At 51.9% G+C, this 22,361-nt stretch carries 17 protein-coding genes; 3 read left to right on the top strand and 14 right to left on the bottom strand.

The features are described 5' to 3' along the window. Positions 1 to 133: 133 nt before the first annotated feature. The 7 genes from AC23NW_RS14405 to AC23NW_RS14375 all read right to left on the bottom strand — a co-directional run bounded on the left by AC23NW_RS14405 (position 134) and on the right by AC23NW_RS14375 (position 10,883). Positions 134 to 1,531, bottom strand: a complete 1,398-nt coding sequence (locus tag AC23NW_RS14405; RefSeq protein WP_293833748.1) for a DEAD/DEAH box helicase — start codon at positions 1,529 to 1,531, stop codon at positions 134 to 136. Between the two features lie 128 nt (positions 1,532 to 1,659). Continuing rightward, complete coding sequence (locus AC23NW_RS14400) at positions 1,660 to 2,742, bottom strand: complex I subunit 1/NuoH family protein (protein ID WP_487450354.1); 1,083 nt, start codon at positions 2,740 to 2,742, stop codon at positions 1,660 to 1,662. Between the two features lie 87 nt (positions 2,743 to 2,829). Further along, positions 2,830 to 4,299: an asparagine--tRNA ligase gene (gene asnS, locus AC23NW_RS14395; RefSeq protein WP_293833744.1), complete on the bottom strand. Its 1,470-nt coding sequence runs from the start codon at positions 4,297 to 4,299 to the stop codon at positions 2,830 to 2,832. Between the two features lie 142 nt (positions 4,300 to 4,441). Continuing rightward, a complete protein-coding gene (locus tag AC23NW_RS14390) occupies positions 4,442 to 5,791 on the bottom strand; it encodes a RagB/SusD family nutrient uptake outer membrane protein (protein ID WP_487450352.1) in 1,350 nt (449 codons plus the stop codon). A 21-nt stretch (positions 5,792 to 5,812) separates the two neighbouring features. After that, complete coding sequence (locus tag AC23NW_RS14385) at positions 5,813 to 8,890, bottom strand: SusC/RagA family TonB-linked outer membrane protein (protein ID WP_487450350.1); 3,078 nt, start codon at positions 8,888 to 8,890, stop codon at positions 5,813 to 5,815. Positions 8,891 to 9,089: 199 nt separating this feature from the next. Then, on the bottom strand, positions 9,090 to 9,833 hold the full coding sequence (locus AC23NW_RS14380) for a LytR/AlgR family response regulator transcription factor (protein ID WP_487450348.1): 744 nt from the start codon (positions 9,831 to 9,833) through the stop codon (positions 9,090 to 9,092). Between the two features lie 21 nt (positions 9,834 to 9,854). After that, on the bottom strand, positions 9,855 to 10,883 hold the full coding sequence (locus AC23NW_RS14375) for a sensor histidine kinase (protein WP_487450346.1): 1,029 nt from the start codon (positions 10,881 to 10,883) through the stop codon (positions 9,855 to 9,857). Between the two features lie 350 nt (positions 10,884 to 11,233). Here AC23NW_RS14375 and AC23NW_RS14370 point away from each other — a divergent pair, with 350 nt between their 5' ends. After that, positions 11,234 to 11,983, top strand: a complete 750-nt coding sequence (locus AC23NW_RS14370; protein ID WP_293845909.1) for an outer membrane beta-barrel protein — start codon at positions 11,234 to 11,236, stop codon at positions 11,981 to 11,983. A gap of 514 nt (positions 11,984 to 12,497) precedes the next feature. Continuing rightward, positions 12,498 to 14,951 carry an outer membrane beta-barrel protein gene (locus AC23NW_RS14365; protein WP_487450344.1) on the top strand — a complete coding sequence of 818 codons (2,454 nt, stop codon included), beginning with the start codon at positions 12,498 to 12,500 and terminating at the stop codon, positions 14,949 to 14,951. Positions 14,952 to 15,117: 166 nt separating this feature from the next. Here AC23NW_RS14365 and AC23NW_RS14360 read toward each other — a convergent pair whose 3' ends face one another. Then, entirely contained in the window at positions 15,118 to 16,305 is a 1,188-nt protein-coding gene (locus tag AC23NW_RS14360; protein ID WP_487450342.1) for a phosphoglycerate kinase, read from the bottom strand. 100 nt (positions 16,306 to 16,405) lie between these two features. Between AC23NW_RS14360 and AC23NW_RS14355 the strand changes: the two genes are divergently transcribed. Then, entirely contained in the window at positions 16,406 to 16,987 is a 582-nt protein-coding gene (locus AC23NW_RS14355; RefSeq protein ID WP_487450341.1) for a Uma2 family endonuclease, read from the top strand. Here the strand turns inward: AC23NW_RS14355 and AC23NW_RS14350 are convergent, their stop codons facing one another. The 6 genes from AC23NW_RS14350 to AC23NW_RS14325 are packed head-to-tail and all read right to left on the bottom strand — an operon-like array spanning position 16,988 to position 22,345. Continuing rightward, positions 16,988 to 18,679 carry an NAD(P)-binding protein gene (locus tag AC23NW_RS14350; protein WP_487450340.1) on the bottom strand — a complete coding sequence of 564 codons (1,692 nt, stop codon included), beginning with the start codon at positions 18,677 to 18,679 and terminating at the stop codon, positions 16,988 to 16,990. 13 nt (positions 18,680 to 18,692) lie between these two features. After that, a complete protein-coding gene (locus AC23NW_RS14345) occupies positions 18,693 to 20,219 on the bottom strand; it encodes a polyamine aminopropyltransferase (protein ID WP_487450338.1) in 1,527 nt (508 codons plus the stop codon). Beyond that, positions 20,212 to 20,430 (bottom strand): DUF350 domain-containing protein, encoded by a 219-nt coding sequence (locus AC23NW_RS14340; RefSeq protein WP_293843131.1) that lies wholly within the window; start codon positions 20,428 to 20,430, stop codon positions 20,212 to 20,214. Before AC23NW_RS14340 ends, AC23NW_RS14345 begins: the two co-directional genes overlap by 8 nt. Before the next feature lie 14 nt (positions 20,431 to 20,444). Then, positions 20,445 to 20,663 (bottom strand): hypothetical protein, encoded by a 219-nt coding sequence (locus tag AC23NW_RS14335; RefSeq protein ID WP_487450336.1) that lies wholly within the window; start codon positions 20,661 to 20,663, stop codon positions 20,445 to 20,447. Between the two features lie 11 nt (positions 20,664 to 20,674). After that, complete coding sequence (locus AC23NW_RS14330) at positions 20,675 to 21,985, bottom strand: DUF4178 domain-containing protein (protein ID WP_487450334.1); 1,311 nt, start codon at positions 21,983 to 21,985, stop codon at positions 20,675 to 20,677. Between the two features lie 6 nt (positions 21,986 to 21,991). Next, positions 21,992 to 22,345, bottom strand: a complete 354-nt coding sequence (locus AC23NW_RS14325) for an S-adenosylmethionine decarboxylase family protein (RefSeq protein ID WP_487450333.1) — start codon at positions 22,343 to 22,345, stop codon at positions 21,992 to 21,994. Positions 22,346 to 22,361: the final 16 nt, after the last annotated feature.

Raw genomic sequence — 22,361 nt, 5'->3', positions numbered from 1 at the left:
GTGTGTGGGGTTTGGTTTGTGGGTGTGTTATTGCGTGTTGGTGGTTTTATCTGGGGGTGCGCCGGCGTTTCCGCCCCCCCACCACTCGCTCTTTCTGTCTTTCGCCGTGCGACGGCCGTTCTTTAAAAAAGGCTTACGCTACCGGCTTTGAGCGGGGGCGGTTCCATTTTTTGAAGGGGCGCGACGATTTATTGCCTGTTGTGCCGGATTCACCGGAGCGGGCTGTTGGCGCTGCCTGTGCAGGTGCTTGCCGCTTTTCGTCTTTCTGACGCTCGCCGGAAGGTTTTTGACCGTTGCCCTGGCCTTTGCCGAATGAGCGTTGTCCCGATTTCTGAGCAGGTTTTTGCGCGGCTGGTTTTGCCTGCGGAGCATCCGGTGCCGGTTCAGGCAGGCTTTGGAGCAGCCCTTTCGCTATCTCGGCAACCGGTATCGATTTGCCGATCAGTTTCTGAATGTCTTTCAGGTAAGCGCGCTCTTCGCCGTCGCAGAACGAGTACGCCATACCACGGTTACCCGCCCGACCGGTCCGGCCGATGCGGTGTACGTACGTTTCCGGAATATTCGGCAGCTCGTAGTTAATTACGTGCGAGAGCTCGTCAATGTCGATGCCACGGGCGGCAATATCGGTAGCCACCAGTACACGGGTTTGTCCGGACTTAAAGTTGTTCAGCGCGCGCTGACGGGCTGTCTGCGATTTATTACCATGAATAGCTTCCGCTTTAACCCCGACTTTACCCAGGTCTTTGGCTACCCGGTCGGCACCGTGTTTGGTACGCGTAAAGACCAGTGCCGACGCTATCGACTGATCTTCGAGCAGGTAGGCAAGCAGCTTGCGCTTATCGTTCTTTTCAACGTAATACAGTTTTTGCTGAACCGTATCGGCCGTCGAGGAAACCGGTGTGACTTCCACACGGGCCGGATTCGACAGGATGCTGTTCGCCAGTTTAGCTACTTCGGTCGGCATAGTTGCCGAGAAGAACAGCGACTGACGTTCGGCCGGCAGTTTGGCAATCACCTTTTTAACGTCGTGTACAAAGCCCATGTCGAGCATGCGGTCCGCTTCATCGAGAACAAACGTATTCAGGCTTTTCAGTGAGATATAGCCCTGATTCATCAGGTCCAGTAAACGGCCCGGAGTAGCAATGATAACGTCGATACCGGCTTTGAGGGCGTCGGTTTGCGGGCGTTGACCCACACCGCCGAAAATCACCGTATGGCGTAGCGGCAGGTGGCGGCCATAGGCTGTAAAGCTTTCGCCGATCTGAATCGCCAGCTCGCGGGTTGGCGTCAGAATCAATGCCCGTACCGGACGCGCGCCTTTCTGTGCGCGTGGCTGCGCATTCAGGCGCTGTAGCATCGGAATGGCAAAGGCAGCCGTTTTACCCGTTCCGGTCTGGGCAACGCCTAACAAGTCGTTACCGTCTAACACGAGCGGAATGGCTTGTTGCTGAATCGGAGTGGGGGTTGAGTAGCCTTCCTCCCGGAGGGCTTTTAGTATAGGGTCTATCAGACCAAGTTGGGAAAATGTCATGTAGTCAGCAGGCGTATGCCGGTCTTTGCCGGAACGCCGATCGGTATTTATACTAGTAAAACAAGATCAGCCCTAAACAGTTCATTCGGGACGTGATAATGAGAATATTTGGCTGATTTTGAGCAAAATCAGATCATCAGCAGGCGCCAGACGCCGGAGATAAGCAGCAGCAGAATACTAATGGGTGTCAGGACTTTCCAGCACAAAAACATCAGCTGATCCACCCGCAGGCGGGGGAATGTCCACCGGATCCACATCTGTACCAGAATCGCCAGCAGGGCTTTGGTCAGCAGCCAGAACGCACCCGTTATGTTACCCCAGACTGTGCCGGGCGAACCGCTGGTCCAGTCGGCAAGCCGTACCGGCCCGATGTTCGGAAACGGCGTATTCCAGCTGCCCAGAAACAGAATCGCGCCGAGAAACGCAACCAGCAGCATCATGGCATATTCGCTCAGGAACAGCAGTGCAAAACGCATGCCGGAATATTCGGTATTGAAACCGGCCACAATTTCGGACTCGCCCTCGGGCAGGTCGAAGGGCGCGCGGTTGGCTTCGGCCAGCGTAGCAATAAAGAAAATGACGTAGGCAATCAGCAGAAACGGATTCCGGAGGATGTTCCAGCTGAAAATGCCGCCCCATTCCGTTACGTCGATGCCAAGCGCCTTTATGCCAAACAGGTAGTTGGGCTCGTAGGTGTAAATGCCCTGCTGAAAGCTGATCTCCTGCAGGTTAAGTGACTGGCAGATCATCACCACACAGAGAATGGTAAGGCCGAGCGGAATTTCGTACGATACAATCTGCGATACGGACCGCATCGCGCCCAGGAGCGAATACTTGTTGTTGGACCCCCAGCCCGCCATCAGAATACCGACCACATCGAAAGATACAATCGCCATCAGGTAAAACACCCCGACGGCGGTGGCCGATCCCTGTAGATCGGGGGTCAGCGGCATCACGGCAAAACCGGCAAATACAGAGGCGAAAATGACCGAAGGCGCGAAGAGAAACAGCTTGCGGTCGGCAGCGGCCGGTACAATGTCTTCTTTCTGAAGGAGTTTGAGCAAGTCGGCAAATAATTGCAACAAGCCCCATTTTCCCACTTCCATTGGGCCTAGGCGGTCCTGAATGAAGGCCGAAATTTTTCGTTCCAGGTAAACCCCGATAACCACAAACCCGGATGAAAGTGCCAGAAAGATCGGTAATGCCAGCAAAACGGTAAGGAGTAAATGAATCTATACAGGTAGCGACAAGGCAGGCCTTGTCGCTACAAAAAATACAATATCAGCGCCGTAAACCGGTTAGAATTCAGCCGATTTCGGTGTCCGCGGGAATGGGATAACATCGCGGATGTTGCCCATGCCGGTCACGAACAGGACCAGACGCTCGAAGCCGAGGCCGAACCCTGCGTGTGGCGCGGTGCCGAACCGGCGGGTATCCAGGTACCACCAGATCGCTTCCGGCTCAATACCGACTTCTTCCATACGGGCAACCAGTTTGTCAAGATCTTCTTCCCGCTGCGAGCCGCCGATGATTTCGCCGATGCCCGGAAACAGTACGTCCATCGCCCGGACAGTCGGGCCGAACACCTCGCCGCGGGCGTTGGTCGCCGGTTCCTCGTCCTGCTTCATGTAGAAGGCTTTGATGGCCCGCGGATAGTTGGTCAGGATAACCGGTTTTTTGAAGTGCTTCTCAACCAGGTAACGCTCATGCTCCGACTGCAGGTCAATGCCCCACGCCACGTCATACTGAAACTGGCCTTTTTTCGCCGGCTTCGAGTTCAGCAGAATATCGATGGCATCCGTATATTTCAGGCGAACAAAGTCATTATCAACCACAAAACGCAGTTTTTCGATCAGCGTCATGTCGCTTTGCTCTTCCTTCTTCTTGTTCTTTTCTTCTTCTTTCAGGCGGTTTTCGAGGAATGCCAGGTCGTCGGCGCAGTTGTCAAGCGCATACCGGATCACGGTCTTCACGAAATCTTCGGCCAGATTCATGTTGTCTTCCAGCTCAAAGAATGCCATTTCGGGCTCAATCATCCAGAACTCCGCTAAGTGGCGGGTGGTGTTTGAGTTTTCGGCCCGGAACGTCGGCCCGAACGTATAGATTTTGCCCAGTGCCATCGCCCCCAGTTCGCCTTCGAGCTGCCCCGAAACGGTCAGGTTTGTCTCGCGGCCGAAGAAATCCTGGCTGTAATCGACCTTACCGTCTTCGGTCCGTGGCGGATTGATCGGGTCCAGGGTCGTTACGCGGAACATCTCACCGGCACCTTCGGCATCCGACGCAGTAACAATCGGGGTGTTCAGGTAATAGAATCCGTTGTCGTTAAAATACTTATGAACGGCAAACGCCAGCGCATGACGGATCCGCAGGATGGCACTGAACGTATTTGTCCGCGGACGCAGGTGAGCAATCTCACGCAGAAATTCCAGTGAGTGCTTTTTCGGTTGCAGCGGGTACTTTTCAGGGTCGGCCGTACCGTAAACCGTTACGTTAACTACCTTTACTTCAACGGCCTGTCCTGAGCCTAATGACTCAATCAGATTGCCTTCCACTGCGACGCAAGAACCAGTTGTTATCAGTTTCAGGGTTTCTTCCGGTAACTGATCTGGTTCTGCTACAGCCTGAATATTATGGATCGTTGAGCCGTCATTGATCGCAATGAAAACGGCATTTTTACTTTCACGTTTAGTCCGTACCCAGCCTTTTACGGTAACCGTCTGGCCGGTTGGCGCTGTTTGCAGTAATTGTTTAATTGGCAGATAACTCATTCGGAATGACTTACGGATTGTTTTTTCGTGGCGCAAAGATAACGCTCTCAGCCGGATTTTACAGGCATAAATGAAAAGTGGTGGCACGACTATCAGTCGTGCCACCACTAAACGAAGCATGCTTACGCAGCAATCAGGGAAATTAATACCCCGGATTCTGCACAAGCTGTTTGTTCGTATCAATTTCGCGCTGCGGAATCGGCATCACGAGGTTGTTGGCGCTGAAGGCAACCGTACCGACGCGGCCGGCCGTGCGCTTCACGTCGTGGATCTGCTGTCCTTCGAAAGCCAGTTCGAGGTGGCGTTCTTTCAGGATGGCATCCAGCGTCAGCTGAGCCGTTGTCAGGGCCGGTAAGCCCGCCCGTGTCCGGATGGCGTTGATGTCGGCCAGCGGTGTAGCACCGGTTGTGGTGCCCAGACGGAAATTAGCTTCGGCGCGTGTCAGGTACATTTCTGTTACACGGATCACCGGCACATCGCCGAACTGATCGTTGTATTTGCTGGTAAACGTGTTGTTGCTGGCACGGTTAAAGAACGTTCCCCGCACGTCGCCCGTGGTATACAGCGCCAGGTGTTTCGACTGTACCCGTACGTCGCCACGGCCCTGATTAACGGATGACGCATAAAACGTATTCAGGTCGTTGGCACCATCCTGTTCCGATACCAGAATCTTGAAAATCAGTTCCGATCCCGATGAGGCATCAGCGTAAATTTTCGTAAAATCCGGGTTCAGCGTATTTACGCCGGTCTGAATGACGCGGTTGGCGGCATCGCGGGCACCGGCATAGTTGGCCTGTTGCAGGTAAACGCGGGCCAGTTGGGCAGACGCAGCATTTTTCGTCGCATAGCCGCTGCCGGCGCTGTTGGTCAGGCTTTGCTCAGCCTTTGTCAGGTCGGCAATGATCTGGGTGTATACTTCGGCCACCGTGTTACGGGCTTTGTAATCGGCCGTTGTGATATCGCGCGTTGGCGTCAGAATAAGCGGTACGCCTGGATTGGCCGTGTTGGTGCCGTCGTTCCACTGTTTAGCAAACAGCCGGACCAGTTCAAAATACAGGCTGCCGCGGATAAACAGGGCCTGCCCTTCAATACCGGCGCGGTTAGCGGTCCCGACCTTATCCAGACCGGCCAGTACGTTGTTGGCGCGGTTGATGGTGTTGTAGGCGCTCAGCCAGATGTCACGCACAACGGTATTCGACGGCGTGATGGTTTTCCGCCAGATTTCGTCGAGTGTCGAGTACGTACCGCCGAAGATAACTTCACGGTCGTCGCCCAGAAATTCGCCGGAATACTGAATGGCACCACCGTACAGGTTTACACTGCTAAGCCCGTCATAGGCTCCCTGCAGGGTAATCTGCACATCCTGCTCGGTCAGTAACGCATTGGTTTCTTCGATGGTCTGCGTCGGCTTAACGTCAAGCCGGCTGTCGCAGGCCGCCACCATAAACAGGGTAGTACCGGCCAGTAACCATATTTTTATACTATTTTTCATGATCTCTGAGTCGTTGATGGTTTAGAAGCCGATAGTTACCCCACCTGTGATAGTCCGTGCCTGTGGTGCCGTGTAGAAGTCATAGCCCTGCGCGATGTTCGACACCACGTCATCGGCGTTTACTTCCGGATCCCAGCCTACGTATTTGGTGAACGTCAGCAGGTTCTGGCCGGTAACGAAGAGCCGGGCGCTGTTCATTTTGATTTTGCTCAGCAGCGTTTTCGGTACGTTATAAGCGAGCGTCACGTTCCGCAGACGTACGTATGAACCGTCAACAACGAAGCGGCTGGATGGCTGAGCACCGTTGTTATAATACAGACGGGCTTCCGGTACGTTGGTGTTCGGATTTTCTTTAGTCCATGCGGCCAGCTGGTTCACTGTCTGGTTGTCTTCGAAACGGCCGTTTGCCGATGAATAGCGGCCTACACCGTAGAAGTTCAGCTTGTTGCCAACCACGGCGTTGAAGAACACGCTCAGGTCAAAACCTTTGTAGCTGAAGGTGTTGGTGATACCACCCTGCCATTTCGGCATCGGATTACCGACAATCACACGCTGCGCCTGGCTGTATACGCTGGTCGTTGTGCGGTCAAGTGAACCATCGGTGTTCTGCGTGTTTTTGTACCAGAGGGCATTACCGTTTGCCGGATCAACACCGGCATACTCTGCCGTGAAGAACACGCCCAGCGGCTGGCCTTCAACGGCGCGGCTCATGTTGTTCAGACCACCTTCGATGATCTGGGTTTGCAGGTCCTTGATTTTGTTGCGGTTGGCAGCAAAGTTGAGGCTGGTTTTCCATTTGAACGCTCCGACGATGTTGTCGGTATTCAGCACCACTTCAATCCCCTTGTTTTCCAGTTTACCCACGTTGCGGTACTGGGTAGCAAAACCGGACGTACCCGGTACGTTTACGTTCAGAAGGAGACCCGTTGTCTGTTTGTTGTAGTAATCCAGCTCACCATTGATCCGGTTGTTCAGGATACCAAAATCAAGCCCGATATCGGCCTGGTCGGTTGTTTCCCAGCTCAGGTTGGGGTTGGCCAGCTGGGACGGGCGCTGGCCCGGCAGTGCACCGTAGCTGGCGTCACCGATGAACAGACCCAGTTGCGGGAAGTTACCGATCTCGGCGTTACCGGTCCGGCCATAGCTGGCCCGCAGTTTCAGGAAGCTGAACGTTCCGTTATTTTTCAGGAAATCTTCTTCCGTAATCACCCAGCCTACCGAGGCTGCCGGGAAGAAACCATACCGGTTTTCACGGCCGAACCGCGACGAGCCATCGACACGGGCGCTTGCACCAATCAGATACCGGTCGGCAAATTTGTAATTGGCACGGGCAAAGTACGACAGGAAGCGGTAGTCGGTCTGCGATGAGCTGCCCGATGAATATTTTGCCGCACTGGCAATCATCCGGTAAGCATCCGACGGGAAGTCACGGCCTTCGATGAAGTTGGTCTTGCTCTGCGACTGCTGATACGACAAGCCCAGCGTACCGTCGATGACACTCTTGCCAAACGACTTGTTGTAGCTGAAGAAGTTGTTGGTGTTGTAGTTCTCAACCCGTACATAGCGGTTCTGGCCAAGCCCTTGCGGGGCACCGAAGTTGCGCTGCGTTTTGCTGTTATAATACAGTTCTTCCTGCTGATTCAGCACGTCAACACCCAGTTCAGTGCGGAACGAAAGGCCCCGCGCAATTTCCAGCTGGCCGTAAATGCTGCTGATGTTCCGGTAAACAGTGGTGTTATAGTAAGCGTTACCAATGTTAATCAACGGGTTATAGTATACCGGAATGCTGATGTCGCCGGGAGGTGTACCGACCGGTAAGCCTGTTTCCGGGTCAGTAGACGGTGTCATCGGCGGCAGGGCTACCATCTGCATCGGGTTGTCAAACTGACGGTCACCCGAAATCCGCTGGTTCAGGGTGCGGCTGTTGCCGGTGTTGAAGCCAATCCGGAACTTGTCAGATACGCGGTGGTCGAGGTTAATGCGGCCCGACATCCGGCCCAGCTGGTTACCGACCAGAATCCCTTTCTGGTCCAGAATCTGGCCCGAGATGTAGAACGATGTTTTTTCGTTGCCACCGTTCAGGTTCAGGTCATACTGCTGGAACGGGGCGTCCTGATAGGCCAGATCGCCCCAGTTAGTGCTTACCTGATTAGCTGTACCGAACGTACCAAGGCTCTGTGACTCAAAGAAGCTCTTCATGTAGGACGTGTACGAATCCGGATCGTTGACGTTAATACCTTCGATACGGTCAGAATTACCAGCCGCTTTCAGGTAGAAATCAACGTATTGCTGGGTATTCAGAAACTCCAGCTTACGGCTTGGCGTGCTGGCACCGTACTGCGCACCGAAGGTCACGTTTGTACGGCCGGCCTTACCGCGTTTGGTCGTGATCAGCACAACCCCGTTGGCGGCCCGTGATCCGTAAATAGCGGCGGCCGAGGCATCTTTCAGGATTTCAATCGATTCAATGTCCTGCGGGTTGATGTCCGACAGCGGGTTTGTCGCACCGCCTGACAGGGCCAGGTTATCGGTGGTTACCGGAATCCCGTCGATGACGTACAGCGGCTGGTTCGACGCGGATACCGACGACTGGCCCCGGACGCGGATCTGAATCCCTTGACCCAGTTTACCCGAACCGGCGTTTACCTGAACCCCGGCCGCTTTACCCTGAATGGCCTGGTCGAACGTTGCCACCGGCATATCCTGAATTTCGGATGTCCGGACCTTGGCGATGTTGCCCGTTACGTCGCGCTTGATCTGCGAACCGAAGCCGGTTACGATCACCTCAGACAGGTTACGCACACTGGTTTGCAGGGTTATGTCGAGTGTTGTGCGGGAGCCCACAATTTCCTCAACCGTGTTGAAGCCGATAAAGCTGAACACAAGGGTTGATGTGGACGGAACAGCGATCCGGTAATTGCCCGAAGCGTCGGAAACAACTCCCCGTGATTGTCCTTTTACTGCAACTGAAACTCCCGGTAAACTACTGCCATCTTCAGCCGATGTAATACGGCCGGTAACGGTTTGATTCTGGGCATATGCCACCGAAGTAATCAGCCACGCAGCGATGATGAAGTAGAATCGTAAAATAACTTTCATCTTTACACGTGATTTTTAGGTTAAAAATTCAGGTAAAAATAAAGTTGTATTTTAATAAATAATTAATCTATAGTATTATTCTGTTTTTATTACAGTTATTACTTAATAATGTTTAATAAAATAATTGCCAAAGCAATTATTGGAGTCGTTCAGCGTGAAGTAGTTACCCGTAAATAAAGGGTAAAGTTAATTGTATACGTTATAGGTCAATTCGTTTATAAAAATCGTCACGGAATGTATCTCCGACCGGAATGATTGTTTTGCCGATATAGATTCGGTTTCGTTCGATAGAGTCGATTTTTTTCAGGGCAATGATGTAGGATTTATGGACGCGCATAAAACTATCCGGTGGTAACTTTTCATCCATATTTTTCATTGTTTGTAAAGCCAGAATACGTCCGGTTGTTGTGTAAATAGACAGGTAGTCTTTCAGCCCTTCGATATACAAAATATCCGGCAGGTTAATACGCTGCAACTTGTATTCGGTTTTAACAAAAATAAAGTCCGGTTGTATAGCGGGACTCTGGCCCGTTGCGGTATCCGGAAGCACCGGATTGAGAGCGGCTCCGGCCATTTGGGCAGCTTTCTGTACGGCTTTCAGGAACCGGTCAAACGAAATAGGTTTCAGCAGGTAATCGGCAACATTGTATTCGTAGCCTTCGATGGCATAATCGGCATAGGCTGTCGTCAGGATAATCTGGCAGCGATGCGGGGTCAGGCCGCTTCCGGCGAGTTTCAGAAACTGCATACCGGTCAGTTCCGGCATCTGAATATCGAGCAGAATCAGGTCGACTTCGTTGCGTTGCAGCCTGGTGAGCGCCTCAATCGGGCTGGTAGTAGCATCAGCCAGGGTTAGAAAAGGTACTTTCGACACATAATCAGTCAGAATCATGTGTGCCAGGGGTTCGTCATCGACAATCAGCGTGCGTAGCGGATTAGCCATCAGGGTAATATTAAAAATGAATTAAAGCTGGATGGTAAGATGACAGACATACGCTCCGTTTTCCTCATTAACGCGGAGGGTGTGCCGGTCAGGATACAGCAACGCTAACCGACGCTGTACATTTTGCAAACCTATACCACCAACGCCGTCTTTTTCGCGCTGTGCAATTTTATTTTTGGTAATAAACGTCAGCTGCCCCTGCTTTACCGATAACAGGATTGTCAGCGGCTGACCGGCGTTGGTAAGATCGCCGTGCTTAAAGGCATTTTCCACAAAGGTAATCAGCAGCAGCGGCTCGATGCGGTACAGATCAAGGTTACCATCGGCCTGAAAATGTACCTGCGCATTGGCGACGCGGATTTTTTCCAGGTCAATCAGGTTTGTCAGGTAGTTCACCTCCTTCGACAAGGCGACGGTCCGCGACTGGCCGTCGGGGCTGCTGCTTTCATAGAGCATGTACCGCATGAGTTCGGATAATTTAAGAACAGCTCCCGGCGCTTCCGGCGATTTGGTGTAGGTAAGGGCATAAATGTTGTTGAGCGTATTAAACAGAAAATGCGGATTCACCTGTGATTTTAAAAACGCCAGTTCGGCCGTATTGCGTTCAGAAACCAGACTGCTGCGTTCAGTCTGATAGGTAAACCAGTCTTCTATGAGTTTTACCAGCCAGCCCAGGCCCAATGTTGGTAGGGCAAAATAGAAATTGTCTTCAATATAGTAGGTCAGTGTGGTGTCTTCAGAATAATTCCGGGCATTGAACAGCAGGGGCGACATTATTTCTTCGAGTGTATACCGGGTGACGATAAAGCTGATGACGGCAAGCACTGTACCAATCAGCAGATAACTGTATTTACGGGTTGGTAAAAACCGGTTCAGTATCCAGACGTGATACATATATACACTGATCCAGCGGGCAAAGGTAAACGTAACGGTAAAGTAGGAAAGCCGTCCCGGACTGCTCGCAATGGTAAATAACTGAACAAAAAAGGCCAGTAGGTACAGGCTGTTCCGGATGAATGTGGCCGATAACCGTGGGAAAACGATGTTCATGACTGTCGGAGTTTGTTGCAAACTTAACCGGCACAAAATACCTGTCCCAAAAATCTTCGACAAACGCCCTGCTTTGGCCGACCAACTGTAAGTATGGAAAATATCCGCTTCTTAGCGGGTTGACCGATGTATCACGAGGCTTGACGAGGTATTCAGCAGATTGGTCGAATTGATGCGGCAGAGGTGGTCCGGAGGTTGCAGTTTTGATCCGTCGTTCAGGGCAGGCCCCTGTCAGGCAGGCTGACAGAAAAAAATAAAAAAAAATCTGACAGCGTGCAACCAGCCGCCGGAAAGCGTGCATCTACCCATCAGAAAACGACAAATACTAAATCATAAACTCACAAAAAGCCATGAAAACGTTCTCAGTACTTTCGCTCGCCATCGCTGCTTTTGCCACCTCAATGGCCGCTGCCCAGACACCGTCAGACAGCACAAAAACAACCACGACAACCTCGACTACTGTAACCACCATTACGATTGACACCAAAGCCGACCGCGTCGTCAAACGGGTAACCAAAGACTTCGGCCTGTACATCGGTTTCAACAACTGGAATGCAGCTGCCCCGCTCAACTATGACCTGCGCACCGGCGGTTCCCGCTTCGTAGCTTTGTCATGGCGCCGCAACATTACCCTGGCGCAGGGGAAAAACGCTAAGCTCCGGTTAGGGATCGGACCGGAGATTGCCTGGAATAACTTTATGTTTGAAGACAATCAGGTACTGGTTGAACGCAACAATGTACTGGACGTAATTCCGGCCGTGCAGCCGCTTCGTAAATCAAAGCTGGTGGTTACGCAGGTAAATGTCCCGGCCGTACTGAATGTCCGGTTCTCATCAGGCTTCTGGTTCGGTGCCGGTGCCTACATCGGAACGCGTGTGGATAGCTACACGTCGCTGAAGCGGGAAGAAACCGACGGCCGCAAAAACCGCGCTATCCGCGACCACGGTTCGTATAACCTGAGCCCTGTCCGCTGGGGAGTAACCGGCGAAATCGGCTGGAATAAAGGCAGCGCCTTCTTCTTCCGCTACGAGCCATCGCCATTGTTCCGTGCCGGTCAAGGCCCTGATCTGAATGTCTGGAGCGCCGGCCTGCGCCTGTAAGCCGTAGAGACGCAATATTTTGCGTCTCTGTTTTGCGGTAGCTAACGTGAGCGGTTTATCTTGCGTCTCTGTTTTGCGGTAGCTAACGTGAGCGGTTTATCTTGCGTCTCATTTCTGCAATATTTTGCGTCTCTGTTTTGCGGTGTCTTTAATCATTACATCGTATCCCAGCTAACCTAAGCGGTTTGATGAGACGCAAGATCTTGCGTCTCTACCCGGCTTTCTGCGATTTGGTCATTTATTTTTGCCTGTTTATGCAACGTTTGGTTGTTGACCAGCCTCTTTAAAAAGAACGTTACATCGTCGTTAAGCAGTTTTTTGCCAATTTCCTCCCCTTGAACCAGTCATCCTTCCGAATTTACCATTCGTGTAAGAAAAGGTACTATGCAATGCAAACTACCTAACTTTGCAATGTAGTTCAACGGGAACAATATCCTGCCTGAGCAGAAACAACAACACTAGCTTGAACAGTAAGCAACACTGAAGATTCGTAGACAACAAATTTCTTAACACGATGAAAGCATTTATTACCTCCACATTTGTTGCAGCCTTGCTTGCAACCACCACATGGGCCCAGAATCCTGTTCGGGGCACCGTACGTGGTACTGTCGTTGACGGAGCCGGCAAAGGGCTGGAGTTCGTTACCATGATGCTGGTAAAAGCAAAAGACTCGACGCTGGTAAAAGGCGCGGTCAGCGATGTTGCCGGTAAATATGATTTTGAAAGCATCGGAGCCGGTCAGTACCGCGTGTTAGCGCAGCAGCTCGGTTTCCGTAAAACATATAGCGAAGCCTTTACCCTTGACCAGAATCATCCGTTTGCCGAAATGCCGGCGCTGACGATGCCGGAAGAATCAAAAAGCCTGACCGAGGTGAAGGTAACGGCGAAAAAACCGTTCATCGAACAGGAAATCGACCGCACGGTGGTGAATGTCGAAAACAGCATCGTATCGAGTGGTAGTACTGCCCTGGAAGTGCTGGAAAAAGCCCCGGGCGTGACTATCGACCGGCAGACCGATCAATTGCAGCTGAAAGGTAAATCAGGCGTGATTGTCATGATTGACGGCAAACAGACCTATCTGTCGTCAGCTGATGTGGCTAACCTCCTGAAAAACACGCCAAGCGACAACATCGAGAAGATTGAGATCATCACCAATCCTTCGTCGAAATACGATGCGGCCGGTAACGTCGGGATTATCAATATCCGGATGAAGAAGAATAAAAACTTTGGTACAAACGGTACTCTCACCCTTGGGGCAGGGTATGGCCGCTTCGAAAAAGCGAATACAAACCTGAGTCTGAACCACCGTGTCGGTAAAATCAACGCATTCGGGAACTACAGCTTTTTCCACAACCGTCGTTTCCAGATCAACGAAATCACGCGGACAATTCCGAACGGTACGTCGCTGACCTATTTCGAGCAGAATTCGTACCGCCCCAACCGGTTTGACGGCCATAATGTACGGGCGGGTCTGGACTATTTCGTGAGCAAAAAAAGCACAATCGGCTTCCTGACTACAGGATTTATCAATGACTGGCAGCAGATGAATGCTTTCAATTATACCACGATTAAGGACGCTAACGGCAACATTACGCTGAAACCGACCACAAACGTAGGCGTAAAAAACAAATGGAGTAACCTGACTGGCAACGTCAACTATAAATACGATTTTAACGGTAAAGGCCGCGAGCTGACTGCCGATATGGACTACTCTTACTTTAATGGCGATTCGTATAACAACCTGAACACCACGTATCAGGATGCGAAAGGCAATACGGTTCGTCCGGCGGAAATTGTCCGGAACATTATGCCATCGGAGATCAACATCTGGGCGTTTAAGTCAGATTACGTACACCCGACAGCTAAGGGTGGTAAGTTCGAAGCCGGGGTGAAGAGCAGTTATGTGTCATCCGACAACAACATGAGCTACGATGATTATGTAGATGGCCGCTGGGTGCCGAATGCGGGTCAGTCGAACCAGTTCATCTATACGGAGAAAATTAACGCGGCGTATACCAACTATTCGGGCAAGATCGACAAGCGGACAACGTTCCAGGCAGGTGTACGGGTGGAGAATACCCAATCGCGCGGCAATTCAGTAACGCTGAATAAAGTGGTTGACCGGTCTTATACCAACCTGTTCCCGACCGTGTTCCTGTCACGTCAGCTGGATACAAACAACGTTCTGAACCTGTCGTACAGCCGCCGGATCGACCGTCCGAATTACCAGAACCTGAATCCGTTCCGTTTCTATCTGGATCCGTATACTTATAAGGAAGGTAACCCGTACCTGCGTCCGCAGTTTACAAACTCGTTCCAGCTGACACACGTATATAAGGGAACGTTCTCAACTTCGCTGGGCTACAGCCGGACAACGGATGTGATTGTGGATGAGGTGCCTGGCCAGATTCCGGAAAAAAACATCACTTACGTAATCACCGACAATTTAGCGACGCAGGATAACGTTAACCTGACAGTTAGCTTTCCGGTCCGGGTCAATAAGTGGTGGAGCATGCAGAACAACGTAACGGCATACTACAATAGGTTTAACTCACCTTATCTGGGTGCACAGTATAACGTTTCGTTTGTTGCTTATAACCTGTATACCTCAAACTCATTCGTGCTGGGCAAAGGCTTTACCGCTGAGCTGTCAGGATGGTATAATTCACCGGGCGTGTACGGGTTCTACCGCTACCAGCCGCAGGGCGCCTTCAGCATGGGTATGCAGAAATCAGTACTTAACAAGAAAGGTACGCTGAAAGTAAACATTAACGATCCGCTGTGGCTGAACCGTTTCAATGGTATTGCGCAGTACCAGGACATTAATTTCCGGGTGAAAGCAGGCTGGGAGAGCCGGATTGTGCGGGCGACCTTTACCTATCGCTTCGGTAACCAGAACGTGAAAGGAGCCCGTCAGCGTCAGTCAGCAACATCGGCCGAACAAAGCCGCGCGGGAGGAAACAATTAGCGATTGGGTGAATGAGTGATTGAGCGAATTGTAAAGGCCACTCAATCACTCACTCGCACAATCACTCAATAGATATTAGTTTAGGTTAAGAAAATGTGCCGGAAAGCCACCTTCGTATTGAAAGGTGGCTTTTTTGATTGCGGCTTGGCTAATATACTAAAAAGTATTATTTCAGCGCAGCAACACCGGGTAATTCTTTGCCTTCCATGTATTCAAGTAATGCACCGCCACCGGTTGATACGTAACTTACGCGGTCACCGTAACCGGCCTGGTTGATAGCAGAGGCAGAGTCGCCGCCACCGATCAGGGAGAATGCACCGTTTTTCTCGGTTGCTTCCACAACAGCTTCGGCAATTGCATTTGTACCTTTAGCGAAGTTCTCGAATTCAAATACACCCATCGGACCGTTCCACAGGATGGTTTTTGAGTTTTTCACGACTTCGGCAAATGCCTTGATCGATTCCGGACCGATGTCAAGACCTTCCCAGCCGTCAGGAATTTCACCGCTGGCAACTACCTGCGTGTTGGCATCGTTTGAGAACGCATCGGCGCAGAGGTTATCTACCGGGAAAATGATGTTAACGCCTTTTTCCTTTGCTTTTTTCAGGATCTCAAGCGCCAGTTCCTGCTTATCGGCTTCGAGCAGGGATTTACCGATGCTGCCACCCTGCGCTTTCACGAAGGTATAGGTCATACCGCCGCCAATGATCAGGTTGTCAACTTTGTCGAGCAGGCGCTCAATGATCAGGATTTTGTCCGAAATCTTAGCACCACCCATAATGGCGGTGAATGGTTTCTCGCCTTTTTCAAGCACCTTGTCAGCATTTTCGATTTCAGCCAGCATGACATAGCCACACACGCGGTCTTCGAAGAACTGCCCGATAACGGCTGTCGAGGCGTGGGCGCGGTGGGCCGTACCAAAAGCATCATTCACCCATACATCACCCAGTTTGGATAGTTTTTCGGCGAACTCAACGTTGCCTTTTTCTTCTTCCTTGTAGAAACGCAGGTTTTCCAGCAACAGGATTTCGCCTGGTTGCAGGGCTGCAGCCTGATCAATGGCCGACTGACCGATGCAGTCATCGGCAAATTTAACCTCACGACCGAATGTTTCAGACAGTGTCGGCACCAGGTGCTTCAGCGAGTATTTCTCTTCCGGACCCCCTTTCGGACGGCCAAGGTGTGACATCAGAATGGCCGAGCCACCGTCGTTCAGGATTTTAGAGATTGTCGGAATCGTCGCTTTAATACGCGTATCATCCGTGATCGTAAAGTTGCTGTCGAGCGGTACGTTAAAGTCCACGCGGACTAAGGCTTTTTTACCGGCGAAGTTGTACGAATCAACCGTTTTCATTGTTTGTCGTAGGTCGTTTAATTTCGGGGCGAACTTACTGAATTTGTCGCTACCAGCCGGTTATTTTCTTATTTTTGTTGGTAGCTAACCGGAGAAAGCCATGATTGTGCCGTTACACATACCTCATGTTGAGCAATTTACAGATGATGAGTTGGTCTCTTTCTGTACCGCCAACCCTGAACTGCATATCGAGCGCGATGAGCACGGCATGCTCTTTATAGATATGTCACCTACTTACTTGTTAACAAGCTCGAATAACAGCGAGTTAAATACAGAATTTGGCGTCTGGAACCGGCGTACAAAGGCCGGTAAAGTCATTGATTCAAACGGTGGTTTTTTCCTGCCCGACCGGTCGATGCGCGCTCCTGATGTTGCCTGGATTAAACGTGATCGCTGGGAGGCGCTGAGTGCCGGCGTTAAAAAGTCCATTCCGTATCTGGTTCCTGATTTTGTGCTCGAACTGGCATCTGACACAGATAACCTCAATCAGCTACACGACAAGATGACTATCTGGCTGAAAAACGGCGTACGGCTTGGCTGGCTCGTCTCACCCCGCGATGGGAAAACATTTATCTACAAGCCTGACGCACCTGTCGTCGCGAAGCTGTTTTCAGAAAAGTTAACCGGTGAGGATGTGTTGATTGGCTTTGAAACGGTACTGGCAGATATCCTCGAATTCTGATCAACGCTTCTGCCCGTGCAGTACTTCCTTTGCCGCGCGGATACCCTGATAAAACGCTTCTTCAAAAATAGACATGCCGCTCAGGTCGGAATGAGCAAAAAAGAGCTGACCGGCAACGGGTCGGGCGGCCTGTTTTCTGGCCTGACCTGAAATAAATCCTGGCTGGGGCGCAATCATGCCGTGCCCCCAAATCCATACCTGTACGTCGTTTACATAGGCCGTTACACCCGGATGTCCCTGTTCCAGCTCTGCCAGAATCATTTGTTTCCAGTCGGCATACGGCGTCTGATACGCTTTCCGGCGGGCAAGGTCCGGTGACTCTTTTGTCAGCGGCCAGTACAGGGTAATAACCTGTTGCTCGCTTTGGGGTTGCAGCGACTGATGCTGCGCCACCACGTAGCCTACCGATTCGGTGCCATAAAACACATTGTCCCAGCATGAAGGCATGCCGCGATCCTGCGGGAGCGCCCTAACGGTCAGGTTGGCCACGAGCCACGGCGCATAGTGAAATGTATCGGCCAGCGTTAGCCGTTCCGGAGCGATGGCGCTGATCAGGCGTTGGCTGATAAACTGCGGTGTCGCCAGAATCACCTGTCTGGCCCGGAAAAAGGCCGGTTGCTGCGTCTGTCCGGAAAACGCTTTTACATAAATCCGGTCGGCGTCGCGCCGGATCGAGTGGGCCAGCCAACCGGTTTCGACCGTGCTTGTCGCCTGATGGCGGAGGGCCGTTGCCAGAAAGGCGTTGCCTTCCGGCCAGGTCAGTACCGACGAGGCCGATGCGTTGGCGGCTTTACCTTTGCGGGCAGCAAAGTAGTGCAGCCCTGCCCAGGCCGAGGTGTTGGCCAGATTGGTGCCGTAATCGTCTTTACAGGCATAGTCGAGGTACCAGCGCAGGTAGGGAGAGGTAAATCCCTCCTGATCGAGATACGCCTCAAAGGAAAGGGTATCGAGCTTTTGCCACGCCGGATCGGCGGATGATTCTGCAACGGGGATAGCAAATGCATCACGGCCATCCGTTCCGACGGCTTTTTTCAGGACTTCGGTCAGGGCCAGAAACCGGCCTGTCTGCGCCTGCTCATCGGCTGATAGGCCAACAGTAGGTAGCAGGCCTTCCTGCCAATAGCCGTTGATCAGCAGCCGTTCTTCCGGATCGTGGCAGAGGTAGTAGTCGTTATAAACCGGTAAGCCTTCCGGCGATAAACCGGTAATGACGTCTGCCTGTTGCAAAAAATCCAGCAACTCGCGGTTACGGCCATCCGGTATGGGCAGGTAGTGTGCACCCAGCGGATAGGCCGAAACCGGATTCTCACCCGACTGCGCATTACCGCCTGTCTCTTCTTCCAGTTCGATCAGCAGGATATTCCGGACGCCCTGTTGTTCCAGCCAGCGGCGGGCTGATAATCCGGCTACTCCGCCGCCAATGATCAGAATCCCGACATCATGGGCCGGTTCAACCGGTGGCGGGGTAAACGGGACGTCGGGAAGCGCCCAGCGGCCGTGGCCTGCATCCCGCAGCAGATGGCCCAGCCGGTGGTTGGGCCCGTTCAGCTGACCGGTAATATGGCTGGTGTCGTTGGCCGGTGCGCACCCGTCAAGCGTTACTGTGCCGGTGAATAAGGCAGCCGTACCCAGTCCCGTTTGTGCCAGAAATTGCCGGCGGGACATCCGGTCTGTATGGTCTGAAATGGGCATATCAGGGTGTGGGTTAGTTGGCATAAGGGGCCCACTCTTCCTCAAAATACTGAACGAGTGCCTGATTGTTAAGCTTGTTTACCTCCGTTGGTACTTCGGCCATGTCGGGCGGAAAGTGGAGCATATCCCGCAGCGTCTGCTGATTCAGAAACCGCAGATCCGGCGGGAGTTTGCCGTTTAGCCGCCAGTGTTTATTCCGTAAGGCCAGCACATAACCCCATTCGCCAAACGATGGAACGTACAGGTGATAGGGAATCGTCTGAAAACCAGCAGCCTGAAGCGTGTGATTGATACACCAGTAGGACTTCGGGGCGACAAACGGCGAGGTAGACTGGACTACCACCACACCCGCCGGGCTCAACAGGTGGTCCAGCTCCTGATAGAACGTTGTTGTGTAAAGTTTCCCGATTGAATAGTTCGACGGGTCTGGAAAGTCAATGATAATGACATCGTAACGGCTGGTATCGGCGCGCACCCACGTAAACGCATCAGCGTTGATTACCTGTACTTTCGGAGACAACAGTGAATTCCTGTTGAGTTGGCGGAGGCGGGAGTTCTGCTGAAACAACTGCGTCATCCCCGCATCCAGATCGACCAGCCGGATACTGGTCAGCGAGGGATATTTGAGCAGTTCGCGCACGGCAAGACCATCGCCGCCGCCTAACACCAGCACTTTTTCAGGGGATTGGGTGCCCTGCATTACCGGATGCACCAGCGCTTCATGATAGCGGTATTCATCGGCCGAGCTGAATTGTAGATTGCCGTTGAGGTATAGCCGCATGTCGCGGCGGTTCTGAGTCAGCACGATGCGCTGGTAAAGGGTACTTTTCGCATAAATCACCCGATCCTGAAACGATTGTCCTTCCGCAAACGACATAATCTGACCGGCAAAGACAAAGCCGGTTGCCAGGACCAGCGCTGTCGCCAGAATACCCGTCAGGAGTGAGGGCCTGTACGGGCGTGTTTCCGGAAACTGATACAGCAGAATGGCCGCAATGCCTACATTCATGAGCCCGAAAAAAACGGACGTCCGGATCAGGCCCAGGTAGGGTACCAGCACGAGTGGGAAAATCAGCGATGCCAGCAGTGCACCGATGTAGTCAAAGGTAAATACCTGCGAAACCAGCTCTTTAAACGCAATCCGGTTTTCCAGAATCCGCATCAGCAACGGAATCTCCAGCCCGACCAGTATACCGGTCAGGCTGACAAACGTGTAGAGCAGGAGTCTGAACGAAGCCGTAAATTCAAACAGCACAAACAGGGTAGGCGCACTGAGGCCGCCGATGATACCGACCATCAGCTCGATGCGGATAAACCACCTGAGCAGATTGCTGTCCAGAAATTTAGACAGCCATGATCCGATGCCCATCGAAAACAGGTAGACTCCGATAATGGTCGAAAACTGCATGACCGAATCGCCTAGCAGGTAGCTTGCCAGTGTACCGGCAACCAGCTCGTAAATGAGGCCACACGTGGCAATAATGAAAACCGAAATCAGCAACAGTAACTGCCGGTGATTTGGCGATCCGGAATCAGCCATGTATGGCAGAGCTAATGATGATCGCTACAGCCAGCATAAAACCGGCGGCCATAATGGCCAGCGCAACGTTCTGTTCGTCAACAATTTTTTTCCAGAGATTCTCGGGTGCCAGCTTCTCAATAATGACAAAGGCAACGACGAGAATGACAATGCCCAGCAGGGAGTAGACAACCGAAGCGGCGATGTACTTAATGTTCAGGTATTCTTCCATACAGCAGGAGGGGGTTATTTATGGTGAAATGAGCTACGGCCGTAATAATGACGGCTACGGCCGCTGTAATGACTTCCGCCAGCCTGTCCGTGATCTTCGACCGTTTCCTTGTCGTCGCCGGTGAGTAAAGTGCCGGTCGATTCGGCCCAGATAAACAGGCCCAGTAATAAGCCTGCAAGGGCAACGTAAAACTTCACGGTTTTCAGGTGCGTAAGCATAGTGTTTAACATCATCTTCATTAGTGTTACGATTCCTCGATGTCTGAATAGTCACTGTTACTCCAGCGGCTGTAGTCAAACCAACGTTGTCTGGCATACTGGTATAACGGATAAATCAGTAACAGCCCCGCAATAAGAAACAGGTTAGCAAGCGACGTTTTCTGCCGGACAGCAAGGTGTATCGTTACCGGACTAAGACTGCCGGAATAGGGGTAAATATTCAGGTGATAACGGCCGGATGGCATACGGGACAGGTACGCATTTTCGTTCCGGTCGCCTTCTGACCAGCTTTCTCCGCCGTCAACACCATGATAGTATTCGAGCGCTTTGGTAAAGGTATACGCTTTGCCGGACCCTTCATCAATCACACTGACGGGCAGTTCAAGCCACTGATTGTCCAGAGGGGCACTAAACCGGAACTCCAGCAGGGTTGGGCCTTTAACCGTAAATTCCGGGGAAATAAACGGCTTACAGCTGTTGGCCTCTGCGTGTTTACCGGTATCCGGATAAGCTGTAAAGCTATCTTCATAAACCGTTTTGTTCCAGCTGAACAGGCTGAACAACAGCTGCAGGACAAGCAGGAGTAACAGGGCATACAGCGTTACCTGCTTCAGTGACGGCCAGCTTTGCTCAACGGGTGAGGGCTGACTGGCACCGATGCCAAAAGGAGTAGGTAGATATGCCTTATCAAGCCCGAAAGCGGTAGCAATTTCCTCAGGCTGTATGTATTCGCCTATATACCAGTCCGACTGCTTTGCTGTCTGCTCATGGGTCAGGCTGAACGGCGGATGAATATACTCAGAGACCTTTAGCTCCTTATCGTCCAGGATATTCCAGTCAAATTCACCCACTGCATACAGTGTTGCCGGGCTATAGCGGTGAAACAGGCGGTATTGACGCTCCGGGGTATCCACATAGCGGGCTTTGCCTTTGCCCGCAAATTCTTTGTATTGACCTGCTTGTGGTTTAATCAGTGTCCAGTGTCCCTGGTATTCAGCAAGCATGCTGTGGTGACCATCGCGGTCGAGCAGCACATATTCGCCCCAGTGTTCGGCAGCCTCCTGTTCTTTTTGGTACAGGTAGCCAACCACCCGTACCCACGTTTGCCGCAGAAACCCTTCCTGACCAATTTTCAGTAGTGGTAAAGCCGCCGTTGGTTTAAACACGTGCAGTTTTACCGGCGGACCTTCATTTTCATATTCAAAAAACTGACGGCAGTGCGGACAGCCGTAATAATAACTGTCAACACGATCATAATACAGTACGTCTTTTTGACAGTTAGGGCAGATAAGCGTTTCAGGCGTCTGGCCGTCGGGCGTGGTTTCAGAGTTGCTCATAAGGGCTTAACGGCTGATTTCCTGAACGTGAACGGCGGTAGCGTCAAAATACGCCAGCGTTTCAGTATAGATCCGGCGTACCTTGTCGGTGTTATCACACTGAAAGTTAGACAAAAAAACGTCAAATGTGGCAAGAGTATGCTCCGGCCAGGTATGAATAGAGAGGTGCGATTCTGTCAGAGCGATAACAGCCGTAAAGCTTTGATTTGGAAACGTGTGGTAAACCTCGCCGACTTTACACAGATCAAGCTGGTCGATCAGCTGATTAAAAAAAGCCTGGCAGCCAGCCATATCCGTCAGCTGTCCGGCAGTCGATGAAAAGGAGGCCAGTATGTGCAGACCAGGATCGTAGGGTTTCATGCTGCAAGTATACGAT

This window comes from Arsenicibacter sp. R0_47, from assembly GCF_057652235.1.
This window is presented reverse-complemented; position numbering and strand designations above follow the sequence as displayed.

Bases quoted from the DNA above. Each gene is read 5' to 3' on its own strand.
- AC23NW_RS14405 (WP_293833748.1), bottom strand. From the start codon at position 1,531: ATGACATTTTCCCAACTTGGTCTGATAGACCCTATACTAAAAGCCCTC.
- asnS (WP_293833744.1), bottom strand. From the start codon at position 4,299: ATGAGTTATCTGCCAATTAAACAATTACTGCAAACAGCGCCAACCGGC.
- AC23NW_RS14390 (WP_487450352.1), bottom strand. From the start codon at position 5,791: ATGAAAAATAGTATAAAAATATGGTTACTGGCCGGTACTACCCTGTTT.
- AC23NW_RS14385 (WP_487450350.1), bottom strand. From the start codon at position 8,890: ATGAAAGTTATTTTACGATTCTACTTCATCATCGCTGCGTGGCTGATT.
- AC23NW_RS14380 (WP_487450348.1), bottom strand. From the start codon at position 9,833: ATGGCTAATCCGCTACGCACGCTGATTGTCGATGACGAACCCCTGGCA.
- AC23NW_RS14375 (WP_487450346.1), bottom strand. From the start codon at position 10,883: ATGAACATCGTTTTCCCACGGTTATCGGCCACATTCATCCGGAACAGC.
- AC23NW_RS14370 (WP_293845909.1), top strand. From the start codon at position 11,234: ATGAAAACGTTCTCAGTACTTTCGCTCGCCATCGCTGCTTTTGCCACC.
- AC23NW_RS14365 (WP_487450344.1), top strand. From the start codon at position 12,498: ATGAAAGCATTTATTACCTCCACATTTGTTGCAGCCTTGCTTGCAACC.
- AC23NW_RS14360 (WP_487450342.1), bottom strand. From the start codon at position 16,305: ATGAAAACGGTTGATTCGTACAACTTCGCCGGTAAAAAAGCCTTAGTC.
- AC23NW_RS14355 (WP_487450341.1), top strand. From the start codon at position 16,406: ATGATTGTGCCGTTACACATACCTCATGTTGAGCAATTTACAGATGAT.
- AC23NW_RS14350 (WP_487450340.1), bottom strand. From the start codon at position 18,679: ATGCCCATTTCAGACCATACAGACCGGATGTCCCGCCGGCAATTTCTG.
- AC23NW_RS14345 (WP_487450338.1), bottom strand. From the start codon at position 20,219: ATGGCTGATTCCGGATCGCCAAATCACCGGCAGTTACTGTTGCTGATT.
- AC23NW_RS14340 (WP_293843131.1), bottom strand. From the start codon at position 20,430: ATGGAAGAATACCTGAACATTAAGTACATCGCCGCTTCGGTTGTCTAC.
- AC23NW_RS14335 (WP_487450336.1), bottom strand. From the start codon at position 20,663: ATGATGTTAAACACTATGCTTACGCACCTGAAAACCGTGAAGTTTTAC.
- AC23NW_RS14330 (WP_487450334.1), bottom strand. From the start codon at position 21,985: ATGAGCAACTCTGAAACCACGCCCGACGGCCAGACGCCTGAAACGCTT.
- AC23NW_RS14325 (WP_487450333.1), bottom strand. From the start codon at position 22,345: ATGAAACCCTACGATCCTGGTCTGCACATACTGGCCTCCTTTTCATCG.